Consider the following 26,994-nt stretch of genomic DNA (forward strand, 5'->3'; position numbering starts at 1 on the left):
GGGCCACGCTTCGTGAGATGCGCTGGTGGGACATCGCGCCGGTGCTGGCGCTCGAACGGGAGCTGTTCCCCGACGACGCCTGGTCGGAGGGCATGTTCTGGTCCGAGCTCGCCCACGCGCGCGGCCCCCGGGCCACCCGCCGCTATGTGGTGGCCGAATCCCCCGGGGGGCGGCTCGCCGGGTACGCCGGCCTCGCGGCGGCCGGCGGCCTGGGCGACGTCCAGACCATCGCCGTCGCCCGCGACCAGTGGGGCACCGGGCTGGGCGCCCGGCTCCTGACCGACCTGCTCCAGCACGCCACCGCCTTCGAGTGCGACGAAGTGCTGCTGGAAGTGCGCGTGGACAACACCCGTGCCCAGAAGCTGTACGAGCGCTTCGGCTTCCAGCCCATCGGCTTCCGCCGCGGCTACTACCAGCCCGGCAACATCGACGCGCTCGTCATGCGCCTGAGCGTGCACAACGTACAAGGAACTGAGAGTGATGGCTGACGAACCCCTCGTCCTCGGTATCGAGACCTCCTGCGACGAGACCGGCGTCGGCGTCGTCCGGGGGACGACCCTGCTCGCCGATGCCGTCGCGTCCAGCGTCGACACGCATGCCCGGTACGGGGGCGTCGTCCCCGAGATCGCCTCCCGCGCGCACCTGGAGGCGATGGTCCCGACCATCGAGCGCGCCCTGGCGCAGGCCGGGATCTCCGCCCGCGACCTGGACGGCGTCGCGGTCACCGCCGGGCCCGGCCTGGCCGGCGCGCTGCTGGTCGGCGTCTCGGCGGCCAAGGCGTACGCGTACGCCCTGGGCAAGCCGCTGTACGGCGTGAACCACCTGGCCTCGCACATCTGCGTCGACCAGCTGGAACACGGACCGCTGCCCGAGCCCACCATGGCGCTGCTGGTCAGCGGCGGCCACTCGTCGCTGCTGCTGGCCCCGGACATCACCGCCGACGTGCGGCCCATGGGCGCCACGATCGACGACGCGGCGGGTGAGGCGTTCGACAAGATCGCGCGCGTGCTGGACCTGGGCTTCCCCGGCGGCCCGGTGATCGACCGGCTGGCGAAGGAGGGCGACCCGGACGCCATCGCCTTCCCGCGCGGACTGACCGGGCCGCGCGACCCCGCGTACGACTTCTCCTTCTCGGGCCTGAAGACGGCGGTCGCCCGCTGGATCGAGGCCAAGCGCGCGGCGGGCGAGGAGGTGCCGGTACGGGACGTGGCGGCGTCCTTCCAGGAGGCGGTGGTCGACGTCCTGACCCGCAAGGCCGTACGCGCCTGCAAGGACGAGGGCGTCGACCATCTGATGATCGGCGGAGGTGTGGCGGCCAACTCCCGGCTTCGGGCGATGGCCGAGGAGCGGTGCGAGCGGGCCGGTATCCGGCTGCGGGTGCCGCGGCCGGGACTGTGCACCGACAACGGCGCGATGGTCGCGGCGCTGGGCGCCGAGATGGTGGCGCGCGGCCGGCCGGCTTCCGACTGGGAGCTGTCGGCGGACTCCTCGCTGCCGGTGACCGACCCGCACGTGCCCGGCGACCACGCGCACGGCCACGACCATGTGCACGAGGTCAGCAAGGAGAACCTGTACCCGTGACGGTCACCCTGATGTGGGAGGCCCGCGCGGCGGACGGCCGGGCCGCCGAGCTCCTGGAGTGGGCCCGCGCCCAGCCCCTGCCCGCCCGGCCGGTCCGCCGCGAGACCTTCACCGCCCCCGGCGACCGGGTGCTGGTCCTGACCTGGTGGGACGCCCCGTACGACGCCGAACTGCCCGAGCTGCCGGAGCCGGCCGGGGAGCTGGTGACCCGGCCGGTGCACCGCTGGCGGTTCGAGTCCCACGGGACGTGAGGGACCCCGAGGGATGGTTGGAGCCCCACGGAACGTGAGGGAACCCGAGGGGCACCGGAGGGAACCCACGGCCTGATCCGGCCATCAAGCAGTACGCAGTGGATCGCGTACGAGCATGGGGTCACAGGGTGGGGAAGCGGATCACGGGGGTGGCGGCGCTGGCCGCCGCCCTTCTCCTGTCGGGCTGCGCCGCTTCGGCGCACGGCGGCGCGGCCGGGCCCGCCGGGGCGGCCACCACGGCCCCACCCGCGCACCGCGCCGTGCCCGGGAAGACCTCGGACACCGCCGCCGCCTTCCGGAAGTGGGGCCTGGAACCGCTGGCCGCGCCGCCGGCCCCGCCCAGGGTCAAGCCCGTGCGGACCGGCCGGGGCGGCCAGGTGCCGGTGATCAGCGAGATACCGACCGCCGACAAGGTCGTCTTCCTCACCTTCGACGACGGCGCCGAGAAGGACCCGCGGTTCGTCGGGATGATGCGGGACCTGAAGGTGCCCTTCACCATGTTCCTCACCGACGCCGCCATCCGCGCCGACTACGGCTACTTCAAGCCGCTCAGCGCGCTCGGCAACGGCGTCGCCAACCACACCGTCAGCCACCCCGACCTCCGTACCCTCGGCGCCGCCGCCCAGCAGCGGGAGATCTGCGGCCAGCAGCGGAGGCTGGAGCGGACCTACGGCAGCGCCCCGCGCCTCTTCCGCCCGCCCTACGGAAACTGGAACGAGGACACCCGGGCCGCCGCCGGGCGGTGCGGCGTCGAGGCGATCGTGCTGTGGCGGGAGTCGATGCAGATCACCAACATGCAGTACCAGCGCGGCGACCGGAAACTGCGCCCGGGCGACATCGTCCTGGCCCACTTCCGCGGCCCGAAGGACCTCAAGGGCACCACGATGACCGGGATGACGGCCAACATGCTGCGCCGCATCCAGGAGCAGGGCTTCACGGTCGCCCGCCTCGAGGACTACGTCTGAGGGGTACGGGAGATTTCTCCGGGCCGTGGCCCCGTCCCCGGTCGTCGAGCTGAACCGCGCGGTGGCCGTCTCGATGGCCCAGGGCCCGGCGGCGGCGCTGCCGACGTGGACGCCCTGGCCACCGAACCCCGCCTTGCGGGATTACCACTTGCTGCCGAGCGTACGGGGCGACCTGCTGGCCCGGCTGGGGCGTGCGGCCGAGGCGCGGGCGGAGTTCGAGCGGGCGGCGTCGCTGGCGCGGAACGGCCAGGAGAGGGCCCTGCTCCTCGAACGGTCACAGGCGCCGGCCTCGGGTGGCGCCTCGCGGTAGCCCCCCGCTCCCGCCACCCCTCCACCCGCGCACCCGGCCGGGCCGCGAGGCACCGCTCGCCGACCGGGCGGGCACCGGTGCCTGGGACCGGCCGTGCTGGTCCTGGTCGTCTCGGCGTGGTCTCCGGCGAGCGCCGGGACCGGTCGGCACGCCGGCTGCCGCTCCAGCGGGCGGCCTCGACCGCGTGCCCCCGCGTACGGCACCCGTCACCGCGGTTCCGCCCTGAGGCGTCGCGGGGCCGGAACGGCCCGCGGGGAACTCGCCGGCCCGAAGGGCGGAGTCTCTGGGTCAGGCCGGCCGGCCCACCAGCATGGTGGGCGCGCCCGCCACCCTGGTCAGGAACACCGTCGCCGCGTTCCGGCCCTTGGGCTTGAGCTTGCGGCGCAGTTCCTCCGGCTCGACCGCCGAGCCGCGCTTCTTCACCGTCAGGGCGCCGACCTCCCGTTCACGCAGCAGGGCCTTGAGCCTCTTGAGGTTGAAGGGGAGCTCGTCGGTGATCTCGTAGGCGGTGGCGTACGGGGTGGCACGCAGGTCGTCCGCGGTGATGTACGCGATCGTCGCGTCGACCAGGCCGCCCCCGAGGTGCTCGGCCACCTCCGCGACCAGGTGCGCGCGGATGACGGCGCCGTCCGGCTCGTACAGGTAGCGGCCGACCGGGCGGACCTCGGGGTCGGGCAGGCCGCGGCCGGTCAGGGAGTGGGGGCCCGGCAGCAGGGTGGCGGTCACCGTGCCGGGGCGGGTGCCGAACCAGAGCACCGCCTCCTTCACGTCCCCGCCGTCGGAGACCCACTCGGCCGCCGCGTCGTGCGGGATCGCCTCGTGCGGGATGCCCGGGGCGATCTTCAGCGCCGCGTGCGGGGCCGTACGGGCCGCCTCGACCGCCCAGGACAGCGGCGGGGAGTACGCCTCCGGGTCGAAGATGCGGCCCCGCCCGCCCCGCCGTGCCGGGTCGACGAAGACCGCGTCGTACGAGGAGGTGTCCACCTCGGTGACATCGGCGCGCCGCACCTCGATGAGCCCGGCCAGGCCGAGCGCCTCGGCGTTCGCGCGGGCCGCCTCGGCCGTCAGCGGGTCCCGGTCGACGGCCAGGACGCGGATCCCCGCCCGGGCGAAGGCGATGGCGTCGCCGCCGATCCCGCCGCACAGGTCGGCGACGCTGCGCACCCCGAGCCGGGCGAAGGCGGCGGCGCGGTGTGCGGCGACCGCGCAGCGGGTGGACTGCTCCACGCCGCCGGGCGTGAAGTACATGCGGTACGCGTCCCGCTCGCCGAACTTCGCCACCGCCCGCTGCCGCAGCCGGGCCTGCGCGAGCGCCGCCGTGACCAGCTCGGCGGGGTGCTCGCGGCGCAGCCGGGAGGCGACGGCGAGCTCCTGGGACGGGTCGTAGTCGCGCAGGGCGGCGAGCAGGGTCTGGCCCTCGTCGGTGAGGAGCGCGGAGAAGGCGGCGAGATCGGTCACCCGGCCCATTGTGGGCCAGCCGGGGGATGGTGCGCGGCGGGCGGCGGTGTCGGCCGGCCGACGGGGCCCGGCGCTGACAGGATGCGGCGCCATGCAGCTAGTACGACAAAACCAAAAAATGGGTGCAAAGCGGCTGGGCGTCGTGCTCGCCGCGCTGGCGATCACCGCACTCGGAGCCGGCTGTACCCACGACGGCCCGGACCGGGGCGCGCCCGGCGCCGCCGGGCAGGCCCCGCCCGCCGCCGGCCGGCCCGAACAGGCCCCCGGCGCGGCCGGCGCCCTCGCCGCCTATGTGCGGAAGGTCGAGCGCGCGCACGCCGCGCGCGCCGCCGCCGCCCGGAAGTGGGGGCTGCGCCGGACGCCGCTGGCCGCGCCCCCGCCCCCCGCGGTCAAACCGCGGATCACCTTCCGCAAGGGCTTCGAGGTGGGCGACCCCGGCCTGCCGCCGGTCTTCACCACCGTCCCCACCGAGGACCGGATCGTCTTCCTCACCATCGACGACGGCGCGGAGAAGGACCCCGAGCTGCTGAGGATGATGACCGACCTGGGTGTCCCCTACAGCGCCTTCCTCAGCGACTACCTGGTCCGGGACAACTACGGCTACTTCCGGAAGATGCAGGACCGCGGCGTGGCCCTGCAGAACCACACCATCAACCACCGCTACATGCCCGCCCTCTCGCTCGCGGAGCAGAAGCGCGAGATCTGCGGCCAGCAGGACATCATCGAGCAGCGGTACGGCAAGCGGCCCGCGCTCTTCCGCCCGCCCTACGGCAACTACAACCGCGACACCCTGCGCGCCGCCCGGGCGTGCGGCATCAAGGCCGTGCCGCTGTGGGCTGCCGAGGCGTTCCCCGACCGCATGGAGTGGCGCGAGTGGGACCGGGACCTGCACCCCGGTGACATCGTCCTCACCCACTTCCGGGGCCGGGAGGACTGGAAGGGCACCATGCCGGACATGATCCGCCAGGTGATGAACACCATCACGGCCAAGGGTTACGCGGTGGCCAGGCTGGAGGACTACGTCTGAGGCGCGGCCCCGGCCCTCACCGGCCCTCACCGGTCCTCACCGGCCGTCCCGCGTCCCCGCCACGCGGCGGGGAATTGGCACTCCGCTTGACCGAGTGCTAACCGCGGTCATAGTCTCGGGTCTGGCACTCCCCGCAGGAGAGTGCCAACACAGCGACGGGCAGGTCCGGCACCCGCGACGACGGATCCACCTGGTCGCCACCTCAGACAGTTAACCCCGTGAGATCTCCGAAGGGGGAGGTCGGATCGTGACGACCACCAGCTCCAAGGTTGCCATCAAGCCGCTCGAGGACCGCATCGTGGTCCAGCCGCTCGACGCCGAGCAGACCACCGCCTCTGGCCTGGTCATCCCGGACACCGCCAAGGAGAAGCCCCAGGAGGGCGTCGTCCTTGCCGTGGGTCCGGGCCGCTTCGAGAACGGCGAGCGCCTGCCGCTCGACGTGAAGACCGGCGACATCGTGCTGTACAGCAAGTACGGCGGCACCGAGGTGAAGTACAGCGGCGAGGAGTACCTCGTCCTCTCGGCTCGCGACGTGCTCGCGATCGTCGAGAAGTAATCACCCTGCTTCACCCAGCAGAATTGCTTCGAACTGCGCCCCTGGCCCCCGCTGACAATGCCGGGCGGCGAGGGGCGCGGTTCGTTCACCCGAGTTCCGAGAGGGCTGAAACGCTCCATGGCGAAGATTCTGAAGTTCGACGAGGACGCCCGTCGCGCCCTCGAGCGCGGCGTCAACAAGCTTGCCGACACGGTCAAGGTGACGATCGGCCCCAAGGGCCGCAACGTCGTCATCGACAAGAAGTTCGGCGCCCCCACCATCACCAACGACGGTGTCACGATCGCCCGTGAGGTCGAGATCGAGGACCCGTACGAGAACCTCGGCGCCCAGCTGGTGAAGGAGGTGGCGACCAAGACCAACGACATCGCGGGTGACGGCACCACCACCGCCACCGTGCTCGCCCAGGCCCTGGTCCGCGAGGGTCTGCGCAACGTCGCCGCCGGTGCTTCCCCGGCCGCCCTGAAGAAGGGCATCGACGCCGCGGTCAAGGCCGTCTCCGACGAGCTCCTGGCCACCGCGCGCCCGATCGACGACAAGGCCGACATCGCCGCCGTGGCCGCGCTCTCCGCGCAGGACCAGCAGGTCGGCGAGCTCATCGCCGAGGCGATGGACAAGGTCGGCAAGGACGGTGTCATCACCGTCGAGGAGTCCAACACCTTCGGTCTGGAGCTGGACTTCACCGAGGGCATGGCCTTCGACAAGGGCTACCTCTCGCCGTACATGGTGACCGACCAGGAGCGTATGGAGGCCGTCCTCGACGACCCGTACATCCTGATCCACCAGGGCAAGATCTCCTCCATCCAGGACCTGCTGCCGCTGCTGGAGAAGGTCATCCAGGCCGGTTCCTCGAAGCCGCTGCTGATCGTCGCCGAGGACGTCGAGGGCGAGGCCCTGTCGACCCTGGTCGTCAACAAGATCCGCGGCACCTTCAACGCGGTCGCGGTCAAGGCCCCCGGCTTCGGCGACCGCCGCAAGGCGATGCTCGGCGACATGGCCGCCCTCACCGGCGCGACCGTCATCGCCGAGGAGGTCGGCCTCAAGCTCGACCAGGCCGGCCTGGAGGTCCTGGGCACCGCCCGCCGTGTGACCGTCACCAAGGACGAGACCACCATCGTCGACGGCGGCGGCAGCTCCGACGACGTGCTGGGCCGGGTCAACCAGATCAAGGCCGAGATCGAGACCACCGACTCCGACTGGGACCGCGAGAAGCTCCAGGAGCGCCTCGCGAAGCTGGCCGGCGGCGTGTGCGTGATCAAGGTCGGCGCCGCCACCGAGGTGGAGCTGAAGGAGAAGAAGCACCGTCTGGAGGACGCCATCTCCGCGACCCGCGCCGCGGTCGAGGAGGGCATCGTCTCCGGTGGTGGCTCCGCTCTGGTCCACGCCGTCAAGGTGCTGGAGGGCAACCTCGGCAAGGAGGGCGACGAGGCCACCGGTGTCGCCGTCGTCCGCCGCGCCGCGGTCGAGCCGCTGCGCTGGATCGCCGAGAACGCCGGCCTCGAGGGCTACGTCATCACCGCGAAGGTGGCGGAGCTCGACAAGGGCCAGGGCTTCAACGCCGCCACCGGCGAGTACGGCGACCTGGTCAAGGCCGGCGTCATCGACCCGGTCAAGGTGACGCGCTCCGCGCTGGAGAACGCCGCGTCGATCGCCTCCCTGCTGCTCACCACCGAGACCCTCGTGGTGGAGAAGAAGGAAGAGGAGCCGGCGGACGCGGGCCACGGCCACAGCCACGGCCACTCCCACTGACGCTCGCGCTGACGCGCGCCCAGTGAGCCACGCACCGAGGCCCGGTGCCCCCGTCGCGGGGGCACCGGGCCTCGGTCGTCGAGGCGTGTTCCGCTAGCGCGGACCGTACTTGCGGCCCGCCCGGGAACTCACCCCGCCCAGCAGCCCGCGCGGCGCCAGCTTCACCACGCCCATCAGGGCCTTGTACCGCGGGTCGGGGACGGACAGCGTCCGGCCCCGTGCCAGGTCGGCCAGTGCCTCGGTCACCAGCTTGTCGGCGTCCAGCCACATCCACCGGGGGATGTTGTCGGTGCCCATTCCGGCGCGCTGGTGGAACTCCGTCCGCACGAAGCCGGGGCACAGCGCCATCAGCCGCACGCCGCTGCCCGCCAGGTCCCGCGCCGCGCCCTGGGTGAACTGCACGACCCAGGACTTCGACGCCCCGTATGTGCCGCGTGGTACGAAGGCGGCCACCGAGGCCACGTTCACCACCCCGCCGCGCCCCCGGCCGCGCATCGCATCCGCCGCCGCCGCTGTCAGCCGCAGCACCGCCTCGCAGTGCACCTTCAACATCCTCAACTCGTCGGCCATCGACACTTCGAGGAACCGGCCCTTGTTGCCGAAGCCGGCGTTGTTGATGAGCAGGTCCACCGGCCGCTTCGGGTCCGACAGCCGTGCCTCCACGGCGGCGATGCCCTCCTCCCGGGAGAGGTCGGCGGCCAGCACCTCCGCCTCGATCCCGTGCCGGTCGTGCAGCTCGGTCGCCTGCTCCCGCAGCCGTTTCACATCGCGGGCCACCAGCACCACGTCGCGGCCGTCCGCCGCCAGCCGCCGCGCGAAGGCGGCCCCGATTCCCGCCGTCGCGCCCGTAATCAGTGCAGTCGTCATACGCGGCACGTTAGTGCCAGGCCGCCGGTGCGGTGTACGCGCCCGCCCCGGCCGCGCCAAGGGCCGCCCTAAGGGCGGTACTTGAGCGCGGCCTCCCGGATGTCGGGGTGCAGCGCCCCGCCGGCGGCCAGGGTGCGCGGCAGCAGGTCCCGCTGGAGGGTGAAGGCCCGGAAGGCGAGCCCCACCGTCACGTCGTGACCGGGCCGGTGCACGATCTCGATACCGTCGCCGGCCCGGACCGGGCCCGGCTCGACCACCCTGAAGTAGGCGCCGGTGGCGGCCTGCCGGGTGAAGCGCCGTACCCAGCCGCGCTCGCCCAGCCACCCCGCGAACGTACGGCACGGCACCCGTCCGGAGGTCACCTCCAGCACCAGCTCGCCGCCGACCCGCCAGCGCTCGCCGATCAGCGCGCCGGTGAGGTCCATGCCGCGGGTGGTCAGGTTCTCGCCGAACGCCCCGTCGGCGATCGGCCGGCCCAGTTCGCCCTCCCAGAAGTCCAGGTCCTCGCGGGCGAACGCGTACACGGCCTGGTGCGTCCCGCCGTGGAACCGCAGGTCGCACACCGCGTCCCCGGCCACCCCGCCGGCCCCCTCGCCCCGGGGCCCGGGATCGGCCACCCATACCGGGCCGTCGGCGGGCCGCTTGTCGATCCCGGTCGTGCCGCTCGGCGCGTCGGTGTACGCCACGGCCCGCGGGCGTCCCACATTCACGGAAAGAACCTTCATGGACGCCACGCTAGCGATCAGCCACTAAAAGCAGTCGGACAATATTTCCCACGCGTTCCAAGACAGGCTTATATTGGACAGGTGATCGAAGCCCGCCACCTCCGCGTTCTGCGTGCCGTGGCCACCACCGGGTCCTTCTCCGCCGCCGCGCGCGAACTGGGCTGCACCCAGCCCGCCGTGAGCCAGCAGATGAAGGCGCTGGAGGCCTCCGCGTGCACTCCGCTGCTGATCCGTACGGGCCGTGAGATGCGGCTGACCGAAGCCGGCGAGGTGCTCGTGCGCCACGCTTCGGGCATCCTCGCCGGGCTGACCGCCGCGGAGGAGGAGATCGCCGCCATCGCCGGCCTGCGGGCGGGCCGCGTCCGGCTCGTCTCCTTTCCCAGCGGGAGCTCCACCCTGGTGCCCACCGCCCTGGCGGCGCTGCGCGCCGACCACCCCGGCACCCGGGTCTCCCTGGTGGAGGCCGAACCACCGCGCTCGGTGGAGATGCTGCGCGACGGCGACTGCGACGTGGCGCTGGCCTTCCGGTACGGCGCTCCCACGGCCGAGTGGGAGGACCTGGTGGTGCGCCCGCTCCTCGCCGACCGCCTGGTCGGCCTGGTTCCCGAGGGCCACCGGCTCGCGGACGCCGGAGCGGTGGCCATCGGCGAGCTGGCCGGTGAGTCGTGGATCGCGGGCTGCCCCCGCTGCCGCCGCCAGCTGGTGGAGGTGTGCGAGGGCGCCGGGTTCACCCCGCGCATCGACTTCGCGACCGACGACTACCCGGCGGTGGTCGGCCTGGTCGGCGCCGGGCTGGGGGTGGCGGTCCTGCCGGAGTTGGCCGTCCAGTCGCTGCGCCCGCGCGGTGCGCGCACGGTCGCGGTGGAGCCCGCCGTGGAGCGGGAGATCGTCGCCCTGACGCTGCCGGACCTGGCCAAGGTCCCGGCGGTCGCGGCCACCCTCGACCAGCTGACCCGTACGGCGGCGGGTACGCGCGGATAACGGCCCACGACGCACCCGAGGGCGGCCCCGTGCCGGATGCCGCCCGTGAAAAAACGTTCCTTCAGTTGCGTGTCGCAGGCGTCGACGTCGTGATCAGTCGGTTGCGCGCCCGCCCCATGAGCTCCTCGCGCTCGTCCTCGGTGAGGCCGCCCCATACACCGTAGGGCTCGCGCACGGCCAGTGCGTGGGCCGCGCACTGCGCGCGGACGGGGCACCGCATGCAGACCTCTTTCGCGGAGTTCTCGCGGGCACTCCGCGCCGCGCCGCGCTCCCCCTCGGGGTGGAAGAAGAGGGAGCTGTCGACCCCTCGGCACGCCGCGAGCAGCTGCCAGTCCCACAGGTCGGCGTTGGGTCCGGGAAGGCGGGAGAAATCTGCCATAGCGCATGTCCCCTTGGTACCGGTACTGAGCGGATAGCTGGGTCGATACAGCCCCGACCGTACAACTACTGTCTAAGTAGATGTAAATATGACTCATTGCGAATCTAGCCACAGACACCAGCAAAGTGAAGGAAAAGGCGCTAAATGGGGCATAGCTCTGCGTGAAGCGACGGTGACCTGCGTCGCTCTCCTCCGTGCGCGCCCGTTCACGTAGCGTGCCGAAGGGGCGGGCGGACCCGTAACTCTTTCGAGTGACCGTCGTTGAGAGTGCGGAGGCGGTTGACGGAACAAGCGCTCGGGCAGGCGTCCGAGGGTGTCAACCGCACAGGTGACGATTCGTAACCAGCCTGGAGGCCCAAGGTGACGCGCATCAGCTGCGGAGGACGGCCATGACATCCGTCCTCGTCTGCGACGACTCCCCGCTTGCCCGAGAAGCGCTCCGCCGCGCCGTCGCCACAGTGCCCGGTGTGGAGCGCGTGACGACCGCCGCCAACGGCGAGGAGGTCCTCCGCCGCTGGGGCGCGGACCGCTCGGACCTGATTCTGATGGACGTACGCATGCCCGGTCTGGGCGGCGTGGAGACCGTCCGCCGGCTGCTCTCGGCGGATCCCGGCGCCCGCATCATCATGCTCACCGTCGCCGAGGACCTGGACGGCGTCGCCCTCGCCGTGGCCGCCGGCGCCCGCGGGTACCTGCACAAGGACGCCTCGCGCGCCGAGCTGCGGGCCACCGTCACCCAGGCGCTCGCCGACCCGACCTGGCGGCTCGCCCCGCGCCGGCTGCGGTCGGCCGAGATGGGTGCCGCGCCCACGCTCACGGCCCGGGAGATCCAGGTCCTGGAGGGCATGAGTCACGGCCGCTCGAACGCCGAGATCGGCCGCGAGCTGTTCCTCTCCGAGGACACGGTCAAGACGCACGCCAGGCGGCTGTTCAAGAAGCTGGGCGCATCGGACCGGGCGCACGCCGTCGCGCTCGGATTCCGCTGGGGCCTGGTGCGCTAGCGGGTGGCCGTTCGGATCCCCGTCCGCCGCCCGGCGGACGGGGCGGCGGAGGCCCGATATCTGTTTCCGGCTCGATGCCGCATCCTTGAGGTGTGGAGTTCCTCGGGGACGAGTCGATCGAGCGGGAGGGGAGGGCGCAGGAAATGACGTCCGGCGCGCCTGCTCATAACGCTTCGGTGCACAACTATGGACGCGGTGCCACGGAGTCCCGTCCGCCGGGGCACCATGGACCGATGCGCGACGACGAGACGCCGGAGTCCCACGTGCCCGCCGGGCACGGGACCATCGGCGCACTCGTCCACCGCGCCGTCGAAGGTGACGAGCAGGCCACGCACGATCTCCTGGCCCATGTGCACCCGCTCGCCCTGCGGTACTGCCGTACGCGGCTGAACCGGCTGCCCGGTGACGCGCGCCACTTCGTCGAGGACCTCGCGCAGGAAGTGTGCGTGGCGGTGCTGATGGCGCTGCCGCGCTACAAGGACACCGGCCGGCCCTTCGAGGCGTTCGTGTTCGCCATCGCCGGTCACAAGGTCGCCGACCTCCAGCGGGCCGCCATGCGGCACCCGGGGTCCACCGCCGTGCCCTCCGACGAGATGCCCGAGCGGCCGGACGACTCGCTCGGCCCGGAGGAGCGGGCGCTGCTCAGCGACGACGCGGAGTGGGCCAAGCGGCTCCTCGCCAACCTCCCGGAGAACCAGCGCGAACTGCTGGTGCTGCGGGTGGCGGTGGGGCTCACGGCCGAGGAGACCGGCCAGATGCTCGGCATGTCCCCGGGCGCGGTGCGCGTCGCCCAGCACCGCGCGCTCAGCCGCCTGCGCGCGCTGGCCGAGCAGTGACCGCCACCGCCGCGCGTACCGCCCGGTGCGCCGGCCCCGGCCGGCACGCGCGCGCCGGGTCCGGACGTCCGTCCGCGCGCGCCGCCCTTGCGCCGTACGTGTGAACGTCCAAACATCCTGGGTGATCTTGCTGGTGGAATGAGACACCGCCGGAGCCCGTTAGCATGGACATCCGCACCGATCAAGGCCATTTGGGGAAGGTGTCATGACTGCCAACGTCGACGGAGTGCCCGAGAAATTCGCGACACTCGGGCTGACCTACGACGACGTGCTGCTGCTGCCGGGCGCGTCGGACATGGCGCCCGACCAGATCGACACTTCCTCGTACATCTCCAAGAACGTCCGGGTGAACATCCCGCTGCTGTCGGCGGCGATGGACAAGGTCACCGAGGCCCGGATGGCGATCGCCATGGCGCGTCAGGGCGGTGTCGGTGTCCTGCACCGCAACCTGTCCATCGCCGACCAGGCCAACCAGGTCGACCTGGTCAAGCGCTCCGAGTCCGGCATGGTGACCGACCCGATCACCGTCCATCCGGACGCGACGCTCGCCGAGGCCGACGCCATCTGCGGCAAGTTCCGCATCAGCGGCGTCCCCGTCACCGACCAGGCGGGCAAGCTCCTCGGCATCGTCACCAACCGCGACATGGCCTTCGAGACCGACCGCGCCCAGCAGGTGCGCGACGTCATGACGCCCATGCCGCTGGTCACCGGCAAGGTCGGCATCACCGGTGTCGACGCCATGGAGCTGCTGCGCCGGCACAAGATCGAGAAGCTGCCGCTGGTCGACGACGCGGGCATCCTCAAGGGCCTCATCACGGTCAAGGACTTCGTCAAGGCCGAGAAGTACCCGCACGCCGCCAAGGACAAGGAAGGCCGGCTGCTGGTCGGCGCCGCCGTCGGTGTCGCGGGCGACGCCTTCGAGCGCGCCCAGGCGCTGGTCGAGGCGGGTGTCGACTTCATCGTGGTCGACACCGCGCACGGCCACTCCCGGCTGGTCGGCGAGATGGTCGCCAAGATCAAGTCCAACTCCGCGGTGGACGTCATCGGCGGCAACGTCGCCACCCGCGACGGCGCCCAGGCGCTGGTCGACGCCGGTGTGGACGGCATCAAGGTCGGGGTCGGCCCCGGCTCCATCTGCACCACCCGCGTCGTCGCCGGCATCGGCGTCCCGCAGGTCACCGCCATCTACGAGGCGTCCCTGGCCGCCAAGGCGGCCGGCGTCCCGGTCATCGGCGACGGCGGCCTGCAGTACTCCGGCGACATCGCCAAGGCGCTGGTCGCGGGCGCCGACACGGTGATGCTCGGCTCGCTGCTGGCCGGCTGCGAGGAGTCGCCGGGCGAGCTGATGTTCATCAACGGCAAGCAGTTCAAGTCGTACCGCGGCATGGGCTCGCTGGGCGCCATGCAGTCCCGCGGCGAGCAGCGGTCGTTCTCCAAGGACCGGTACTTCCAGGAGGGCGTCGCCTCCGACGAGAAGCTGGTGCCCGAGGGCATCGAGGGCCAGGTGCCCTTCCGCGGCCCGCTCTCCGCGGTCGTCCACCAGCTGGTCGGCGGCCTGCGCCAGTCGATGTTCTACGTCGGCGGCCGGACCGTCCCCGAGCTCCAGGAGCGCGGCCGGTTCGTCCGGATCACCTCGGCGGGCCTCAAGGAGAGCCACCCGCACGACATCCAGATGACCGTCGAGGCGCCCAACTACAGCAGCAAGCGGTAACGCCGCGCGTCGGGGGAGGGGCGGCCGGGAATGCCCGGGCCGCCCCTCCCGCGCGTGTCGGGGATACTGGAGTCGGCAGACACCAGCGCCGAGCAGAAGCGAAAGGCCACACAACGTGACTGAGATCGAGATCGGGCGCGGCAAGCGCGGCCGCAGGGCGTACGCGTTCGACGACATCGCCGTCGTACCGAGCCGGCGCACCCGGGACCCGAAGGAGGTCTCGATCGCCTGGCAGATCGACGCCTACCGCTTCGAGCTGCCGTTCCTCGCCGCGCCGATGGACTCCGTGGTCTCCCCGGAGACCGCCATCCGCATCGGCCGGCTCGGCGGGCTCGGTGTGCTGAACCTCGAGGGCCTGTGGACCCGGTACGAGGACCCGCGGCCGCTGCTCGACGAGATCGCCGAGCTGCCCCCGGAGAGCGAGGCCGCCACCCGCCGCCTCCAGGAGATCTACGCGGCGCCGATCAAGGAAGAGCTGATCGGACAGCGCATCAAGGAGGTGCGCGACTCCGGCGTGGTCACCGCCGCGGCGCTCTCCCCCCAGCGCACGGCTCAGTTCTCCAAGGCCGTGGTGGACGCCGGTGTCGACATCTTCGTCATCCGCGGTACGACCGTCTCCGCCGAGCACGTCTCCGGCGCGGCCGAGCCGCTGAACCTGAAGCAGTTCATCTACGAGCTGGACGTCCCGGTCATCGTCGGCGGCTGCGCCACCTACACCGCCGCCCTGCACCTGATGCGCACCGGCGCGGCGGGCGTGCTGGTCGGCTTCGGCGGCGGTGCCGCGCACACCACCCGCAACGTGCTGGGCATCCAGGTGCCGATGGCCACGGCCGTGGCGGACGTCGCGGCCGCCCGCCGGGACTACATGGACGAGTCCGGCGGCCGGTACGTCCACGTCATCGCGGACGGCGGCGTGGGCTGGTCCGGCGACCTGCCGAAGGCCATCGCGTGCGGCGCCGACTCGGTGATGGTGGGCTCCCCGCTGGCGCGGGCGACCGACGCGCCGGGCAAGGGCCACCACTGGGGCATGGAGGCCGTCCACGAGGACGTGCCGCGCGGCAAGCTGGTGGACCTCGGCATCGTCGGTACGACCGAGGAGATCCTGACCGGTCCCTCGCACTCCCCGGACGGGTCGATGAACTTCTTCGGCGCGCTGCGGCGGGCCATGGCCACCACGGGCTACAGCGAGCTCAAGGAGTTCCAGCGCGTCGAGGTGACGGTCGCGGACGCGCAGCACAAGCGCTGACGCGCCGGACCCCCTCCTCCCCGCGCGGGTCGACGGGGCCCGCACCGGCCGGTGCGGGCCCCGTCGGCGTACCGGGGGTCTCACAGCCGGTGCGCGGCGCCCGCCGGGGTGGTGCCGCGGGTGTCCAGCAGCAGCTGCGCCTTCACCGCCAGGCCCTGGAGGTCGTACGTGCGGTGGTGCTGGAGCAGGACGGTGAGGTCGGCGCCGGCCGCCGCCTCGTACAGCGAGTCCGCGCGGGGAACGGGCAGGTGGCGGACGCGCCAGTCGGCCACGTACGGATCGTGGTAGCTGACCACCGCGCCCATGTCCATCAGCCGGCGGGCGATCTCGGTGGCGGGTGAGCCCTCCTGGTCGGCCAGGTCGGGCTTGTAGGTGATGCCCAGCAGCAGCACGCGCGCACCGCGCGCGGACTTGCCGTGCTCGTTGAGGAGCGTGGCGCAGCGCTGGATGACGTACTGCGGCATGCGCTCGTTGACCTGGCCCGCCAGTTCCACCAGCCGCAGCGGGCGGTGACCGCCGATGGTGTCGACCGGGACACCGTGGCCGCCGACGCCCGGGCCCGGCCGGAACGCCTGGAAGCCGAAGGGCTTGGTCTCGGCGCACCTGATGACGTCCCACAGGTCGACGCCGAGCTCGTGGCAGAGCACCGCCATCTCGTTGACCAGGGCGATGTTGACGTGGCGGAAGTTGGTCTCCAGCAACTTGACGGTCTCCGCCTCGCGCGGTCCCCGGGCGCGCACCACCTTGTCGGTGATACGGCCGTAGAAGGCGGCGGCCGACTCGGTGCAGGCCGGGGTGAGCCCGCCGATGACCTTGGGGATGTGGGCGTAGCCGTGGGTGCGGTTGCCCGGGTCCAGGCGGCTGGGGGAGTAGGCCAGGTGGAAGTCCCGGCCGGCCCGCAGGCCCGAGCACTCTTCGAGCAGCGGGCGCAGGAAGTCCTCCGTGGTGCCGGGGTGGACGGGCGACTCCAGCAGCACGGTGGTGTTCGGGCGCAGCCGCGCGGCCAGCGCCCGGGCCGCCTCGGCGACCGCGGTCAGGTCCAGGGCCCGGCGGTCGGCGCCCAGCGGGGTGGGGGCGCAGATGACGGCGGTACGGACCCGGCCCAGCTCGGCCGGGTCGGTGGTCGGCCGGAAGCCCCCCGAGAGCATCCGGCGGACCTCCGAGGCGGCGAGGGAGCCCTCGACCGGGGTGCGCCCGGCCGCGAGCTCCGCCACGGGGCGCGGGTCCGTGTCGTAGCCGATCGTGCCGATACCGGCGGCTGTGGCGGCTTGGGCAAGGGGCAGTCCGAGGTGACCGAGGCCGATGACGGCGAGGTCTGCTGGCATGGGTGGGCCGTCCTTCCCAATAGCCGGAGGGGACGAGACGCGCAAGCCCGGTGGACAGAACGCGCGAGTGCAATGTCAGACTAGGCGTAAATATGACCGTTATGTGGCATTGCGCGGCCGTGTACGCCCGAGTGTTGTCCACAGGCGGTGGCTGAAGTCGGATCCCCGGGACAGAATCAAGTCTGTGAGCCGGACCACACGGGGGTACGACGGGAGGCAGCCGTGAGGACAGCGACACTGGGACCCGCAGAGCGCGCCGAGGCGCTGGCGGCGATGGCCGAGCGCGAACTGGACGTACTGGTGGTCGGCGGCGGGGTGGTCGGCGCCGGGACGGCTCTCGACGCGGCGACGCGGGGCCTGGCGACCGGGCTGGTCGAGGCCCGGGACTGGGCGTCGGGGACGTCCAGCCGGTCCAGCAAGCTGATCCACGGCGGGCTGCGCTACCTGGAGATGCTCGACTTCGCACTCGTACGGGAAGCGCTGAAGGAGCGCGGCCTGCTGCTGGAACGGCTGGCCCCGCACCTGGTGAAGCCGGTGCCCTTCCTCTACCCGCTCCGCCGCAAGGGCTGGGAGCGGCTCTACGCCGGCTCCGGCGTGGCGCTGTACGACGCGATGTCCGTGTCCTCCGGGCACGGCCGCGGACTGCCCGTGCACCGGCACCTGTCCCGGCGCCGAGCGCTGCGCGTCGCGCCCGCGCTCAAGCGGGACGCCCTGGTCGGAGCCCTGCAGTACTACGACGCCCAGATGGACGACGCCCGGTTCGTCGCCACGATCGTCAGGACCGCCGCGGGCTACGGCGCGCACGTCGCCAGCCGGGCGCGGGTCGTCGGCTTCCTCCGCGAGGGCGAACGCGTGGTGGGCGCCCGGGTGCGGGACGTGGAAGGCGGCGGGGAGTACGAGGTACGGGCCAAGCAGCTCGTCAACGCCACGGGTGTGTGGACGGACGACACCCAGGCCCTCATCGGCGAGCGCGGACAGTTCCACGTACGGGCCTCCAAGGGGATCCACCTCGTGGTGCCCAAGGACCGGATTCACTCGACCAGCGGACTGATCCTGCGGACCGAGAAATCGGTGCTCTTCGTGATCCCGTGGGGACGCCACTGGATAGTGGGCACCACCGACACCGACTGGGACCTCGACAAGGCCCACCCGGCCGCGTCCAGCGCGGACATCGACTACCTGCTGGAGCATGTGAACAGCGTTCTCGCGGTGCCGCTCACCCGCGACGACGTCGAGGGTGTGTACGCGGGACTGCGGCCGCTGCTGGCCGGCGAGTCCGACGCGACCAGCAAACTGTCCCGCGAGCACACCGTCGCCCACCCCGTGCCCGGGCTGGTCGTGGTGGCGGGCGGCAAATACACCACGTACCGGGTGATGGCCAAGGACGCCGTCGACGAAGCGGTGCACGGGCTGGACACCCGGGTGGCCGCGTGCGTGACCGAGGACGTGCCGCTGCTGGGCGCCGAGGGGTACCGGGCCCTGTGGAACGCGCGGGCCCGGATCGCGGCCAGGACCGGACTGCACGTGGTCCGGGTGGAGCACCTGCTGAACCGGTACGGCTCGATGGTGGAGGAGGTGCTCGACCTGATCGCCGCCGACCCGACCCTCGGCGAACCGCTGGCCGCGGCCGACGACTACCTGCGGGCCGAGGTCGTCTACGCCGCCTCCCACGAGGGCGCGCGCCACCTCGACGACGTACTGACCCGGCGGACGCGGATCTCGATCGAGACCTTCGACCGGGGCACCCGCAGCGCCCGGGAGTGCGCCGAGCTCATGGCGCCGGTGCTGGGCTGGGACCGGGAGCAGGTCGAGAAGGAGGTGGAGCACTACACGAAGCGGGTGGAGGCGGAGCGCGAGTCCCAGCGGCAGCCGGACGACCTCACGGCGGACGCGGCCCGGCTGGGCGCACCGGACATCGTGCCGCTGTAGGCGCCCCTTCCCCCTCCGGTGACGGCGACGGCGGCGGGCAGCCGGGTCACCGGGCGGCCGGGCCGTCGGGCCGCCGACGGGTCGCCGGGTCGCTACCGGGCCGCGGGCGCTCCGGACGAGCGGGCCGCTGGGGGACGGGGCTCTGCGGCCCCGCAGAACCCGGCCTCCAGCAGGGCGGGTTCCGGCCTCCGCGACCGCCGACGGCCGGGTGTGGACGCGATCGAGGTCGCCGAGCGTGCTGATCATTCCGCCCGCCGCGCCGGCGGTACGCGGGTCGGGTGGGCCGGCCACCCGCCCGGCCGAGTCGTACGCACGGCCGTGCGCGCGGGCAGGGTGGTGCGGGAACCGGGAAAGGAGGTGCCGGTGAGGTGGAGCGGGACGATGAGGCGCCGCCGTGCCTGGGCCGCGTAGGAATGGCCGACTGTCCTCCCGATGACCAGGCCGAGCAGTGGGTAGGTGGGTAGTTGGTGTGGGAGTACGCGTACGAACCGAGCGGGCCCGACGGGTGGGCCAGCGCCGCGCGTACCGCCGCACGGGCGCTGGTCGGCAGGCCGTCCGTGCGGTCGGCGCCGGTGGCGTAGTCGTACAGCCCGCTGGTGTGGGTCGGCAGTGCGCGAAGCGTGATGCGGCGTCCCGGCCGGGCCGGGCAACAGCCCGGGCAGATGGCGGCCCACCGGGTCGTCGACGCCCAACCGGCGCTCGGCGTCGAGCTGGAGCACGACCGTCGAGCTGAACGTCCTGGTGAGGCCGCCGGCCCGGAAGTGGTCGGCGCGGCGGCGGGCGCGTGGCCCGCGGAGACGAGCCGCGACAGCACGGGGGGAGGGGAAGCGGGGGCGGGCCCCCGGGCAGGGACCCGGCGCTCAGCCCGAACAGGGCTGTGACCAGCGGAGTGACGATCCGCTTCCGGAGCAGTGGCATGGTGGGACCCGTTCCTCCTGGTCCGTCCTGGCCGACCACGGACCCGGGAGAATCGCCGGTCCCGGAGTGAGAGACAATGGACGCTCTTCCAGGGCGGGTTACCGCATCGCGCGGGAAGCGGCAGGCGCGGGCGAGGATCAGGGATCGCAGAGGGGACGCATGTCGGAAGCGGAGCAGTCGCGGGACGTGGCGCGGGAACCTCAGCGGGACACGGTGAAGCCGGGCCGCGAACCGGACACCGCGCCCGAAACCGGACGGGACGTCAGCGATGCCGCCCGCCCTGGTGCCGGAGCGGATCCCGGCACGGACGGCGCGAAGGGCGCGGGCACCGGTGGCCGGGCGGAGGCTGACGCCCCATCGGGCGCCGCCGGGACCGGGACCGGAGGCCGCGCGGAAGCCGGTGCGCGGCCCGGCGCGGGGTCCGGCGCGGCATCTGGCGCCGGGTCAAGTACCGAGCCGGGTGGGGAACCCGGGGGCGGGTCGGATGGTGGGTCGAACGTGAGGTCTGGCGTGGCAGCGGGTGGCGGTTCAGGCGCCGGATCCGGCGTGGCGCCGGACGCCGAGCCGGTCGGCGGGGCGGGCGACGGCCCGGCCGCGGAGGCCGGCGGCGGTCGGGCCGGGAAGCGGGACATGGGCTCCGGGGCGGCGCCCGGTACCCCCGACCCGGCGCCGGCCGGGCGGGAGGGCGCGCGGGACAGGGTCCCGGCGGCGCGCTCCGGCGGAACGGGGCCCACCGGCGCGGGTGCCGGCACCGGGTCCGCAGGCACCGGGTCCGCGGGGACCGGGGCCCCGGGGCCCGCCGGGTCCGGTTCCGGCGCGGCGTCCGGGACCTCCCGGTCCGCCGGCTCCGGTTCGGGTGCCGAGCCTGCTGACGGCGCGTCGGCGGCGAAGCCCGGCGCCGGTACGGGCGCGGGCAGCGGTGGCGGTGGCGGACGCGGAACGGTTCCCGGGGCGCGGACGGCACAGGGCGCGGCCAAGGGCCGCGCGACCGGTGAGGGACGGCTGCTCGCCGGGCGCTACCGGCTCGGTGGCGTCCTCGGACGCGGCGGCATGGGCACCGTGTGGCGGGCCGTCGACGAGACACTCGGCCGCACCGTCGCGGTCAAGGAACTGCGTTTCCCCAACAGCATCGACGAGGACGAGAAGCGCCGCCTCATCACGCGCACCCTGCGCGAGGCCAAGGCCATCGCCCGGATCCGCAACAACGGCGCGGTGACGGTCTACGACGTGGTGGACGAGGACGACCGGCCCTGGATCGTCATGGAGCTCATCGAGGGCAAGTCCCTCGCCGACGCGGTCCGCGAGGACGGCGTCCTGACCCCCAGGCGCGCCGCCGAGGTCGGACTCGCCGTGCTCGACGTGCTGCGCTCCGCGCACCGCGAGGGCATCCTGCACCGCGATGTGAAGCCGTCCAACGTCCTGATCGCGGACGACGGCCGGGTGGTGCTCACCGACTTCGGCATCGCGCAGGTGGAGGGCGACCCGTCCATCACCTCGACGGGCATGCTCGTCGGCGCGCCCTCGTACATATCGCCGGAGCGGGCCCGCGGCCACAAGCCCGGCCCCGCCGCCGACCTGTGGTCGCTGGGCGGTCTGCTGTACGCGTCCGTGGAGGGCTGCCCGCCGTACGACAAGGGCTCCGCCATCGCGACGCTGACCGCGGTGATGACCGAGCAGCTCGACCCGCCGAAGAACGCCGGGCCGCTGGAGGAGGTCATCTACGGCCTGCTGGCCAAGGACCCGGCCCAGCGGCTGGACGACGCGGGCGCCCGCGCACTGCTCAACGCCGTGATCCACGCGCCCGAGCGGCCCGTCGCCCCGGCCGTCCCCGAGCCGTCGCCGGAGGCGACCCGCGTCGTACCGCTGCCGCCCGTACCGCCGGAGAAGCCCAAGGAGGCGGGCGACGCGGCGGCGGAGCGGGTGCGCGAGGCGCTGCGCTCGGTACGGCAGGCGGCCACCGCCACGGCGGCGAAGGCCAAGCCGGAGCCGAGGCGGAACGCGGGGTCCGAGCGGTACGGGACGCCCGCGGCGGCAGCGGCGACGAACCCGGCCGAGCGGCGGTCCGGCCCGCCGGCGCCGGTGCGGGCGGCCCCCATCACCGATGTGGTGTCCCGCCGCACCCTGGTGGTCATCGCGGTCGTGGTCGTGCTCGCCGTGATCGCCGCCGTGCTGGCCTTCGCGCTGGGCGGCGACGACGAGCCGGGCAAGGGGCAGGGCGACCCGCGGCCGGGCAGGACCGCGTCGGCCGGTGCCACCTCCGGTCCCGCCACGTCCGCCGGGACCGCGGGCAACGACGACCGGCCCGACGGCGGCACGGGCAAGGAGACGGGCGGCGAGCAGCCCGGCACACCCGGTACGCCCGGCCAGGGCGGCCCTTCCGGCGGTACCAAGCCGTCCGGTACGCCCGGCGGCGGCGTGACGCTGCCGGCCGGGTACACGACGGTCAGCAACGACCAGTTCCACTTCTCCATGGCGATGCCGTCCGGCTTCCGGATGACCCGGATAGCGGGCCAGAACTCCGGCGGGGTGTTCAGCGCCGACGGCGGGTTCCCGCGCGTCCAGGTCGACTTCACCGGCAGCCCGAAGAACGACGCGGCCGCCGCCTGGAACAGCGCGATGGCCGCGGTGGCCGCGACCAGCAACGGTTACCGCCACCACGGCATCCGGCCGGTCGAGTACAACGGCTACCCGACCGTCGCCGACTGGCAGTTCGAGCGCACGCAGGGCGGTCAGCGGGTATGGGTGCTCAACAGGGGCTTCAAGGTCGACGCCACCCATGGGTACTCGATCATGATCACCTGTGAGTCCGGGGAGTGGAAGGGCCCGGAGTGCACCACGCTGCGGAACACGGCGTTCGCGACGTTCAGGCCCAAGGACTGACCGGGCCACGTATCGTGAGTGCTCGTGGACCGTACGCGGCCGACCGGAACTGACGGTCCCGTCCGGCCGGAGGGACCGGGGGAACAGCGCGCTCGTGGGGAGGCGTCGTGGACGACTACGCGGGAAGGATTCTCGCCGACCGCTACCGCCTGCCGTTGCCGCCCTCGGACGAGTACGAACTCGTCCAGACCCGCGCGTTCGACGCGTACAGCGGTCAGGAAGTGCTCGTCCGGCAGCTGCCGTTGCCCGAGGTCGTCGAGGCCGAGGTGCTGGACGGGGAGGGCGCGCCGGGGCCGGCGGCGGCGCGCCGGGCGCCCGGGCGGACCACCCGGCGGCCCGCCGATCCGGCGGTGCGCCGGGCCGTCGAGGCGGCACAGGCCGCCGCGCAGATCCCCGACCACCCGCGCCTGGACCAGGTCTTCGACGTGTTCGCGGAGGCCGGCTCGCTGTGGATCGTCAGCGAGCTGATCCCGGCGAGGCCGCTGGCGGCACTGCTGGCCGAGCAGCCGCTCGACCCCTACCGGGCGGCCGAGATCGCCTCCGACGTGCTCACCGCGCTGCGGGTGCTGCACGCCCATGGCTGGACCCACCGCAACATCACCGTCCGCACCGTACTCATCTGTGACGACGGGCGCGTGGTCCTGACCGGCCTCGCGGCGGGCGCGGCCGAGGAGGCGCTGTGCGGGTACGCGCCGGTGCCCCTTTCCGACGACGACCCGGCGCCCCACCCTGACCCCGACTTCGGCCCAGGCCCCGACCCCGGCTTCGGCCCGGAGCTCGACCCCGGCTTCGGCGCGGACCCGGCGCCCGAACCCCCGGCGGCGGAGCCCGCCGCCGGTGTACCGCCCGCCCGGGCCGGCGCCGTCGCCGCGTACCGCGCCGGGGTGCGCGCCGCCGCCCGTGCCCATGAGGCGGGCCTCGCGGCCCCCGGGCGCCGCGAGCCCGAACCCCAGTGGTGGTCCACGCCCCAGTCCGCCGCCGCCCTCGCCGACACCGGCCCGGAGACCGGCCCCGACGACGACGCCGAGGACGAGCCGTACGAGCAGGACGGGGCCGGTGACGGGCCGCGCCGCGCCCTGCTGGCCGGTGTCTGGCACGACGGCCCGGCGTCGTCCCGCCCGGTGCCCGCGGGCGGCTCCCGGGCCGCCGGGTCCGCCGACGCGCTGCGCGCCGACGCCCAGCGGCAGGCCCGCCGGCCCGAGCCCGCCCCACCCGCCGGGCACGGCGAGGAGATCGTCGCGGGCGCCACGGACACCTACCGCGGCCCGGCCACACCGCTGGCCGCCGAGCGCGCCCGCCAGGCCCGGATCGCCGTCGTGGGCGCGGTCACCGAGCGCTGGGCGCCCGAACAGGCGGGCCCGGTGCACGGGACCTGGCAGCTCGCCCCGCCCATCGGCCCCGCCACCGACCTGTGGGCGCTCGGCGCGCTGCTGTACCGCGCCGTCCAGGGCCACGCCCCGTACCCCGAGGAGAGCGCGGCCGAGCTGGTCCAGATGGTGTGCGCGGAGCCGCCCGCGTACGCCGAGGAGTGCGGCCCGCTGCGCCCGGTGGTCGAGTCGTTGCTGCGCCAGGACCCGACCGAGCGGCCCGACGTGGAGGAACTGCGCGGCTGGCTGCGCTCGCTGATCCGGTCGGCCCCCGAGCCGGACGCGGGCATGGACGTGGTCCCGATGCCGTCCGTCGACGCCACCCGGCTGCCGGTGGTGCGCCGCCGGGGCGAGTTGGTGCGCAGGTGGCGTGCCGGGGCGCCGGACACCGTCCACGGCCGCCACCGCCACCGGAAGACCAAGGGCGGCAGGAGCACGGGCGCCGGGGGAGCGGAGAGGCCCGGTCCGGGGGTGAGCGCCGCCGGGGCCACCCGGGCCCCGCGTGCCCTCGGCCGCACGCTGCTGGTCGCCATCCTGCTGGTGCTGGCCGCCGCCGTCGCGTACGCCGCGGTGTTCATGCCCAAGGCCCAGCCGCAGGACCGGCCGCGCCCGGAGGAGCCGCTGCCCCGGCCCACCGCCACCGCGCCCACCCCCGGCACCCAGGCCCCCTCGCCCAACGCGGTGACGCCCAGCGCCGTGACGTCCGGCGTGCCGCGGCTGGCCGCCGGGTACGTGGTGCGCGACGACCCCGAGGGCTTCCGCGTCGGTGTCGCCGAGGACTGGCGGCGCAGCCCCATCAACGACGTGGGCCAAGTCCGCTACACGGACGGCGACTACACCCTGATCGTGGTGCCCGGCCGGGACACCGTCCAGCAGGGCGGCGGCGACCCGCTGGAGTACCAGCGCACCAGGGAGCGCGAGCTCCAGCCGTGGCGCGACTCCTCCTGGGCGACCGCCTCCGGCCTGCGCCGGGTCGACGTCGGCCGACAGTCCATGGCCGAGGGCCAGTTCACCTGGCAGGACGCCAACGGCCGTGAGGTGTACGTCCGCAACCTCGCCCTGGTCATCGGCGACCGCTACCACGTCATCCAGGTCATCGGCCCGGAGAGCCAGCGCGACGAGGTGGCGGAGATCTACCAGCAGGCCGTCACGGCGTACCGCTCCGCCCGTTAGAGGACGGCCCCGGCGTTCCCAAGCCCCCCAACCCTCCGTAACCTGTCAGCCGAGGCAACGGGCGGGGGCAAGTGGAACAATCTCAGGACACGGGCGCGGGTCTGGTACTGGCCGGGCGCTACCGGCTGGGCGAGAGCATCGGCCGAGGCGGTATGGGCAAGGTCTGGCGCGCCCACGACGAGGTGCTGCACCGGACCGTGGCCGTCAAGGAACTGACGGCGGGGAAGTACGTCTCCGAGGCCGACCGGGCCGTTCTGCACGCCCGTACGCAGAAGGAGGCGCGGGCCGCCGCCCGGATCACCCACCCCGGTGTCGTCACCGTCCATGATGTGCTGGAACACGACGAACGCCCCTGGATCGTCATGCAGTACGTCGACGGGCCCTCCCTCGCCGACGCGGCCAAGGAGGCCGACGAGGGCCGTGTCGAGGCGCGTGAGGTGGCCCGTATCGGCCTGCACGTGCTCGGCGCGCTGCGCGCCGCGCACGCCGCCGGGGTCCTGCACCGGGACGTGAAGCCCGGCAACGTGCTGCTGGCCAGGGACGGCCGGGTCCTGCTCACCGACTTCGGGATCGCCGCCATCGAGGGCGACTCCACCATCACCCGCACCGGGGAACTGGTCGGCTCCATCGACTATCTGGCACCCGAGCGGGTCCGGGGCGGCGACCCGGGGCCCGCCTCCGACCTGTGGTCGCTGGGCGTCACGCTGTACGCGGCGGTGGAGGGCAGTTCCCCGTTCCGCCGTACCTCGCCCATCAGCACCATGCAGGCCGTGGTGACCGAGGAGCCGCCGCCCGCCGAGCACGCCGGGGCACTGGCCCACGTGATCACCGCGCTGCTGCGCAAGGACCCGGCCGGGCGGCCCGGCGCGGCCGAGGCCGAACGCATGCTGCTGGACGCGATGGAGGGCCGCGCGCCGGCCGCCGCCCACGCCTACGTACCGACGCAGCGGGTGTCGCGGGAGGAGCTGACGGCCGCCACGGTGCGGGTCCCGGACGGCGAGGGCTCCGGGTCCTCGGCGTCCCGCCCCGGGCCGGACCCCGGGGCGGAACAGCGGCCCCATCCGGTCCACCGGCAGCCGCAGCCCCGGTCCGGTGCCGGGCCGGAGGGCTCGCCCCCGGCCGGCGACGGTGTCCGCCCGCCCGCCCGGCGCTGGCGCGCGGCCGTGCTGGTGGTGGTGCTGGCCGCCGTGGTGGGCGGCGCGGCCGGCTTCGCGGTGATGCGGTACGGGAACGACGGCTCCACCCGGGCCCGGGGCGACGTGACGCTCGACACCGGCACCGGGCTCCCGGCCGTGTCGGAACCCCCGGAGGGCTGGCGGAGGGTCACCGACCCGGCGGGTTTCAGCCTTGTCGTACCCGACGGCTGGCGGCGCCAGGTGAACGAGGGTCAGATCGACTACACCCCGGACGGTGGCCGCCACCGCCTCCGGATCAGCGTCGATGCCTCACCCGACTTCGAGAACCCCCGGCTCCACATGCTCGATGTGGAGGAGAATCTGAAGAAACGATTGCCGCAGTATGCGCGGAAGCAGCTGCGGGCGAACACGTTCCGTGATCAACTGGAATCCTGTCTGTGGGAGTTCACCTGGGTCGAGGAGAAGAACCACCCCGAGAAGCGGCACGCGATCGACCAGGTGTATTACACGGACGACGGAACCGAGTACGCGCTGTACATGTCGTCTCCCGACGCCGACTGGCCGACCACCAGGGAGCAGTTCGACATCGTGCTGCGCGGCTGGCGTCCCGCCGAGGAGTGACCTCG

At 73.5% G+C, this 26,994-nt stretch carries 21 protein-coding genes and 1 pseudogene; 17 read left to right on the forward strand and 5 right to left on the reverse strand.

What is annotated here, in order from left to right:
- Positions 1 to 17: 17 nt before the first annotated feature.
- The 5 genes and pseudogenes from rimI to AB0H53_RS16010 form a co-directional block, all read left to right on the forward strand.
- Complete coding sequence (gene rimI / locus AB0H53_RS15990; RefSeq protein ID WP_362112843.1) at positions 18 to 488, forward strand: ribosomal protein S18-alanine N-acetyltransferase; 471 nt, start codon at positions 18 to 20, stop codon at positions 486 to 488.
- Positions 481 to 1,581 carry a tRNA (adenosine(37)-N6)-threonylcarbamoyltransferase complex transferase subunit TsaD gene (gene tsaD / locus AB0H53_RS15995; RefSeq protein ID WP_362112523.1) on the forward strand — a complete coding sequence of 367 codons (1,101 nt, stop codon included), beginning with the start codon at positions 481 to 483 and terminating at the stop codon, positions 1,579 to 1,581. The genes rimI and tsaD overlap by 8 nt, the downstream gene beginning before the upstream one ends.
- On the forward strand, positions 1,578 to 1,832 hold the full coding sequence (locus AB0H53_RS16000; protein ID WP_362112526.1) for a hypothetical protein: 255 nt from the start codon (positions 1,578 to 1,580) through the stop codon (positions 1,830 to 1,832). Before tsaD ends, AB0H53_RS16000 begins: the two co-directional genes overlap by 4 nt.
- Positions 1,833 to 1,960: 128 nt before the next feature.
- The gene (locus tag AB0H53_RS16005) at positions 1,961 to 2,797 is read left to right on the forward strand and encodes a polysaccharide deacetylase family protein (protein WP_362112529.1); all 837 of its coding nucleotides are present in this window, start codon (positions 1,961 to 1,963) and stop codon (positions 2,795 to 2,797) included.
- A gap of 4 nt (positions 2,798 to 2,801) precedes the next feature.
- Positions 2,802 to 3,107 (forward strand): annotated as a pseudogene (locus tag AB0H53_RS16010) (RNA polymerase subunit sigma-24); the annotation flags it as partial.
- Between the two features lie 288 nt (positions 3,108 to 3,395).
- On the opposite strand, the gene AB0H53_RS16015 reads toward AB0H53_RS16010, so the two are convergent.
- Complete coding sequence (locus AB0H53_RS16015; protein WP_362112846.1) at positions 3,396 to 4,574, reverse strand: class I SAM-dependent methyltransferase; 1,179 nt, start codon at positions 4,572 to 4,574, stop codon at positions 3,396 to 3,398.
- A 109-nt stretch (positions 4,575 to 4,683) separates the two neighbouring features.
- Here AB0H53_RS16015 and AB0H53_RS16020 point away from each other — a divergent pair, with 109 nt between their 5' ends.
- The 3 genes from AB0H53_RS16020 (at position 4,684) to groL (ending at position 7,894) form a co-directional block, all read left to right on the forward strand.
- Positions 4,684 to 5,592 carry a polysaccharide deacetylase family protein gene (locus tag AB0H53_RS16020; RefSeq protein WP_362112532.1) on the forward strand — a complete coding sequence of 303 codons (909 nt, stop codon included), beginning with the start codon at positions 4,684 to 4,686 and terminating at the stop codon, positions 5,590 to 5,592.
- Positions 5,593 to 5,839: 247 nt separating this feature from the next.
- Positions 5,840 to 6,148 (forward strand): co-chaperone GroES, encoded by a 309-nt coding sequence (groES, locus tag AB0H53_RS16025; RefSeq protein WP_010471835.1) that lies wholly within the window; start codon positions 5,840 to 5,842, stop codon positions 6,146 to 6,148.
- Between the two features lie 117 nt (positions 6,149 to 6,265).
- Positions 6,266 to 7,894, forward strand: a complete 1,629-nt coding sequence (gene groL / locus AB0H53_RS16030; protein ID WP_362112535.1) for a chaperonin GroEL — start codon at positions 6,266 to 6,268, stop codon at positions 7,892 to 7,894.
- A gap of 93 nt (positions 7,895 to 7,987) precedes the next feature.
- Here groL and AB0H53_RS16035 read toward each other — a convergent pair whose 3' ends face one another.
- Both AB0H53_RS16035 and AB0H53_RS16040 read right to left on the reverse strand, forming a co-directional pair.
- Entirely contained in the window at positions 7,988 to 8,761 is a 774-nt protein-coding gene (locus tag AB0H53_RS16035; protein WP_362112538.1) for an SDR family oxidoreductase, read from the reverse strand.
- A gap of 68 nt (positions 8,762 to 8,829) precedes the next feature.
- The gene (locus tag AB0H53_RS16040) at positions 8,830 to 9,486 is read right to left on the reverse strand and encodes an MOSC domain-containing protein (protein ID WP_362112541.1); all 657 of its coding nucleotides are present in this window, start codon (positions 9,484 to 9,486) and stop codon (positions 8,830 to 8,832) included.
- Between the two features lie 81 nt (positions 9,487 to 9,567).
- On the opposite strand from AB0H53_RS16040, the gene AB0H53_RS16045 reads away from it, so the two are divergent.
- Positions 9,568 to 10,467, forward strand: a complete 900-nt coding sequence (locus tag AB0H53_RS16045; RefSeq protein WP_362112544.1) for a LysR family transcriptional regulator — start codon at positions 9,568 to 9,570, stop codon at positions 10,465 to 10,467.
- A 61-nt stretch (positions 10,468 to 10,528) separates the two neighbouring features.
- Here AB0H53_RS16045 and AB0H53_RS16050 read toward each other — a convergent pair whose 3' ends face one another.
- A complete protein-coding gene (locus AB0H53_RS16050) occupies positions 10,529 to 10,846 on the reverse strand; it encodes a WhiB family transcriptional regulator (protein ID WP_362112547.1) in 318 nt (105 codons plus the stop codon).
- A gap of 389 nt (positions 10,847 to 11,235) precedes the next feature.
- On the opposite strand from AB0H53_RS16050, the gene AB0H53_RS16055 reads away from it, so the two are divergent.
- From AB0H53_RS16055 to AB0H53_RS16070, 4 genes are all read left to right on the forward strand, one after another.
- Positions 11,236 to 11,847, forward strand: a complete 612-nt coding sequence (locus AB0H53_RS16055; RefSeq protein ID WP_003948568.1) for a response regulator transcription factor — start codon at positions 11,236 to 11,238, stop codon at positions 11,845 to 11,847.
- Between the two features lie 233 nt (positions 11,848 to 12,080).
- The gene (locus AB0H53_RS16060; RefSeq protein WP_362112550.1) at positions 12,081 to 12,683 is read left to right on the forward strand and encodes a sigma-70 family RNA polymerase sigma factor; all 603 of its coding nucleotides are present in this window, start codon (positions 12,081 to 12,083) and stop codon (positions 12,681 to 12,683) included.
- A 205-nt stretch (positions 12,684 to 12,888) separates the two neighbouring features.
- Positions 12,889 to 14,394 carry an IMP dehydrogenase gene (gene guaB / locus AB0H53_RS16065; RefSeq protein ID WP_362112553.1) on the forward strand — a complete coding sequence of 502 codons (1,506 nt, stop codon included), beginning with the start codon at positions 12,889 to 12,891 and terminating at the stop codon, positions 14,392 to 14,394.
- A 115-nt stretch (positions 14,395 to 14,509) separates the two neighbouring features.
- Positions 14,510 to 15,640 (forward strand): GuaB3 family IMP dehydrogenase-related protein, encoded by a 1,131-nt coding sequence (locus AB0H53_RS16070; RefSeq protein ID WP_362112556.1) that lies wholly within the window; start codon positions 14,510 to 14,512, stop codon positions 15,638 to 15,640.
- 80 nt (positions 15,641 to 15,720) lie between these two features.
- Here AB0H53_RS16070 and AB0H53_RS16075 read toward each other — a convergent pair whose 3' ends face one another.
- Positions 15,721 to 16,965: a nucleotide sugar dehydrogenase gene (locus AB0H53_RS16075; protein WP_362112559.1), complete on the reverse strand. Its 1,245-nt coding sequence runs from the start codon at positions 16,963 to 16,965 to the stop codon at positions 15,721 to 15,723.
- A 222-nt stretch (positions 16,966 to 17,187) separates the two neighbouring features.
- Here AB0H53_RS16075 and AB0H53_RS16080 point away from each other — a divergent pair, with 222 nt between their 5' ends.
- The 4 genes from AB0H53_RS16080 to AB0H53_RS16095 all read left to right on the forward strand — a co-directional run bounded on the left by AB0H53_RS16080 (position 17,188) and on the right by AB0H53_RS16095 (position 26,989).
- Complete coding sequence (locus AB0H53_RS16080; protein WP_362112562.1) at positions 17,188 to 18,894, forward strand: glycerol-3-phosphate dehydrogenase/oxidase; 1,707 nt, start codon at positions 17,188 to 17,190, stop codon at positions 18,892 to 18,894.
- Between the two features lie 1,077 nt (positions 18,895 to 19,971).
- Positions 19,972 to 22,692, forward strand: a complete 2,721-nt coding sequence (locus tag AB0H53_RS16085; RefSeq protein WP_362112565.1) for a serine/threonine-protein kinase — start codon at positions 19,972 to 19,974, stop codon at positions 22,690 to 22,692.
- Between the two features lie 107 nt (positions 22,693 to 22,799).
- Positions 22,800 to 25,232, forward strand: coding sequence for a protein kinase (locus tag AB0H53_RS16090; RefSeq protein ID WP_362112568.1), 2,433 nt, complete (start codon positions 22,800 to 22,802; stop codon positions 25,230 to 25,232).
- A 71-nt stretch (positions 25,233 to 25,303) separates the two neighbouring features.
- A complete protein-coding gene (locus AB0H53_RS16095; RefSeq protein ID WP_362112571.1) occupies positions 25,304 to 26,989 on the forward strand; it encodes a protein kinase in 1,686 nt (561 codons plus the stop codon).
- The last annotated feature ends 5 nt before the right edge of the window (positions 26,990 to 26,994 follow it).

The sequence above is a fragment of the Streptomyces sp. NPDC050856 genome (genome assembly GCF_040653855.1).
Classification (GTDB): domain Bacteria; phylum Actinomycetota; class Actinomycetes; order Streptomycetales; family Streptomycetaceae; genus Streptomyces.

Coding starts and splice junctions, on each gene's coding strand:
- rimI (WP_362112843.1), top strand. CDS start 18: ATGCGCTGGTGGGACATCGCGCCGGTGCTGGCGCTCGAACGGGAGCTG.
- tsaD (WP_362112523.1), top strand. CDS start 481: ATGGCTGACGAACCCCTCGTCCTCGGTATCGAGACCTCCTGCGACGAG.
- AB0H53_RS16015 (WP_362112846.1), bottom strand. CDS start 4,574: ATGGGCCGGGTGACCGATCTCGCCGCCTTCTCCGCGCTCCTCACCGAC.
- AB0H53_RS16020 (WP_362112532.1), top strand. CDS start 4,684: ATGGGTGCAAAGCGGCTGGGCGTCGTGCTCGCCGCGCTGGCGATCACC.
- groL (WP_362112535.1), top strand. CDS start 6,266: ATGGCGAAGATTCTGAAGTTCGACGAGGACGCCCGTCGCGCCCTCGAG.
- AB0H53_RS16035 (WP_362112538.1), bottom strand. CDS start 8,761: ATGACGACTGCACTGATTACGGGCGCGACGGCGGGAATCGGGGCCGCC.
- AB0H53_RS16040 (WP_362112541.1), bottom strand. CDS start 9,486: ATGAAGGTTCTTTCCGTGAATGTGGGACGCCCGCGGGCCGTGGCGTAC.
- AB0H53_RS16050 (WP_362112547.1), bottom strand. CDS start 10,846: ATGGCAGATTTCTCCCGCCTTCCCGGACCCAACGCCGACCTGTGGGAC.
- AB0H53_RS16055 (WP_003948568.1), top strand. CDS start 11,236: ATGACATCCGTCCTCGTCTGCGACGACTCCCCGCTTGCCCGAGAAGCG.
- AB0H53_RS16060 (WP_362112550.1), top strand. CDS start 12,081: ATGCGCGACGACGAGACGCCGGAGTCCCACGTGCCCGCCGGGCACGGG.
- guaB (WP_362112553.1), top strand. CDS start 12,889: ATGACTGCCAACGTCGACGGAGTGCCCGAGAAATTCGCGACACTCGGG.
- AB0H53_RS16075 (WP_362112559.1), bottom strand. CDS start 16,965: ATGCCAGCAGACCTCGCCGTCATCGGCCTCGGTCACCTCGGACTGCCC.
- AB0H53_RS16085 (WP_362112565.1), top strand. CDS start 19,972: ATGTCGGAAGCGGAGCAGTCGCGGGACGTGGCGCGGGAACCTCAGCGG.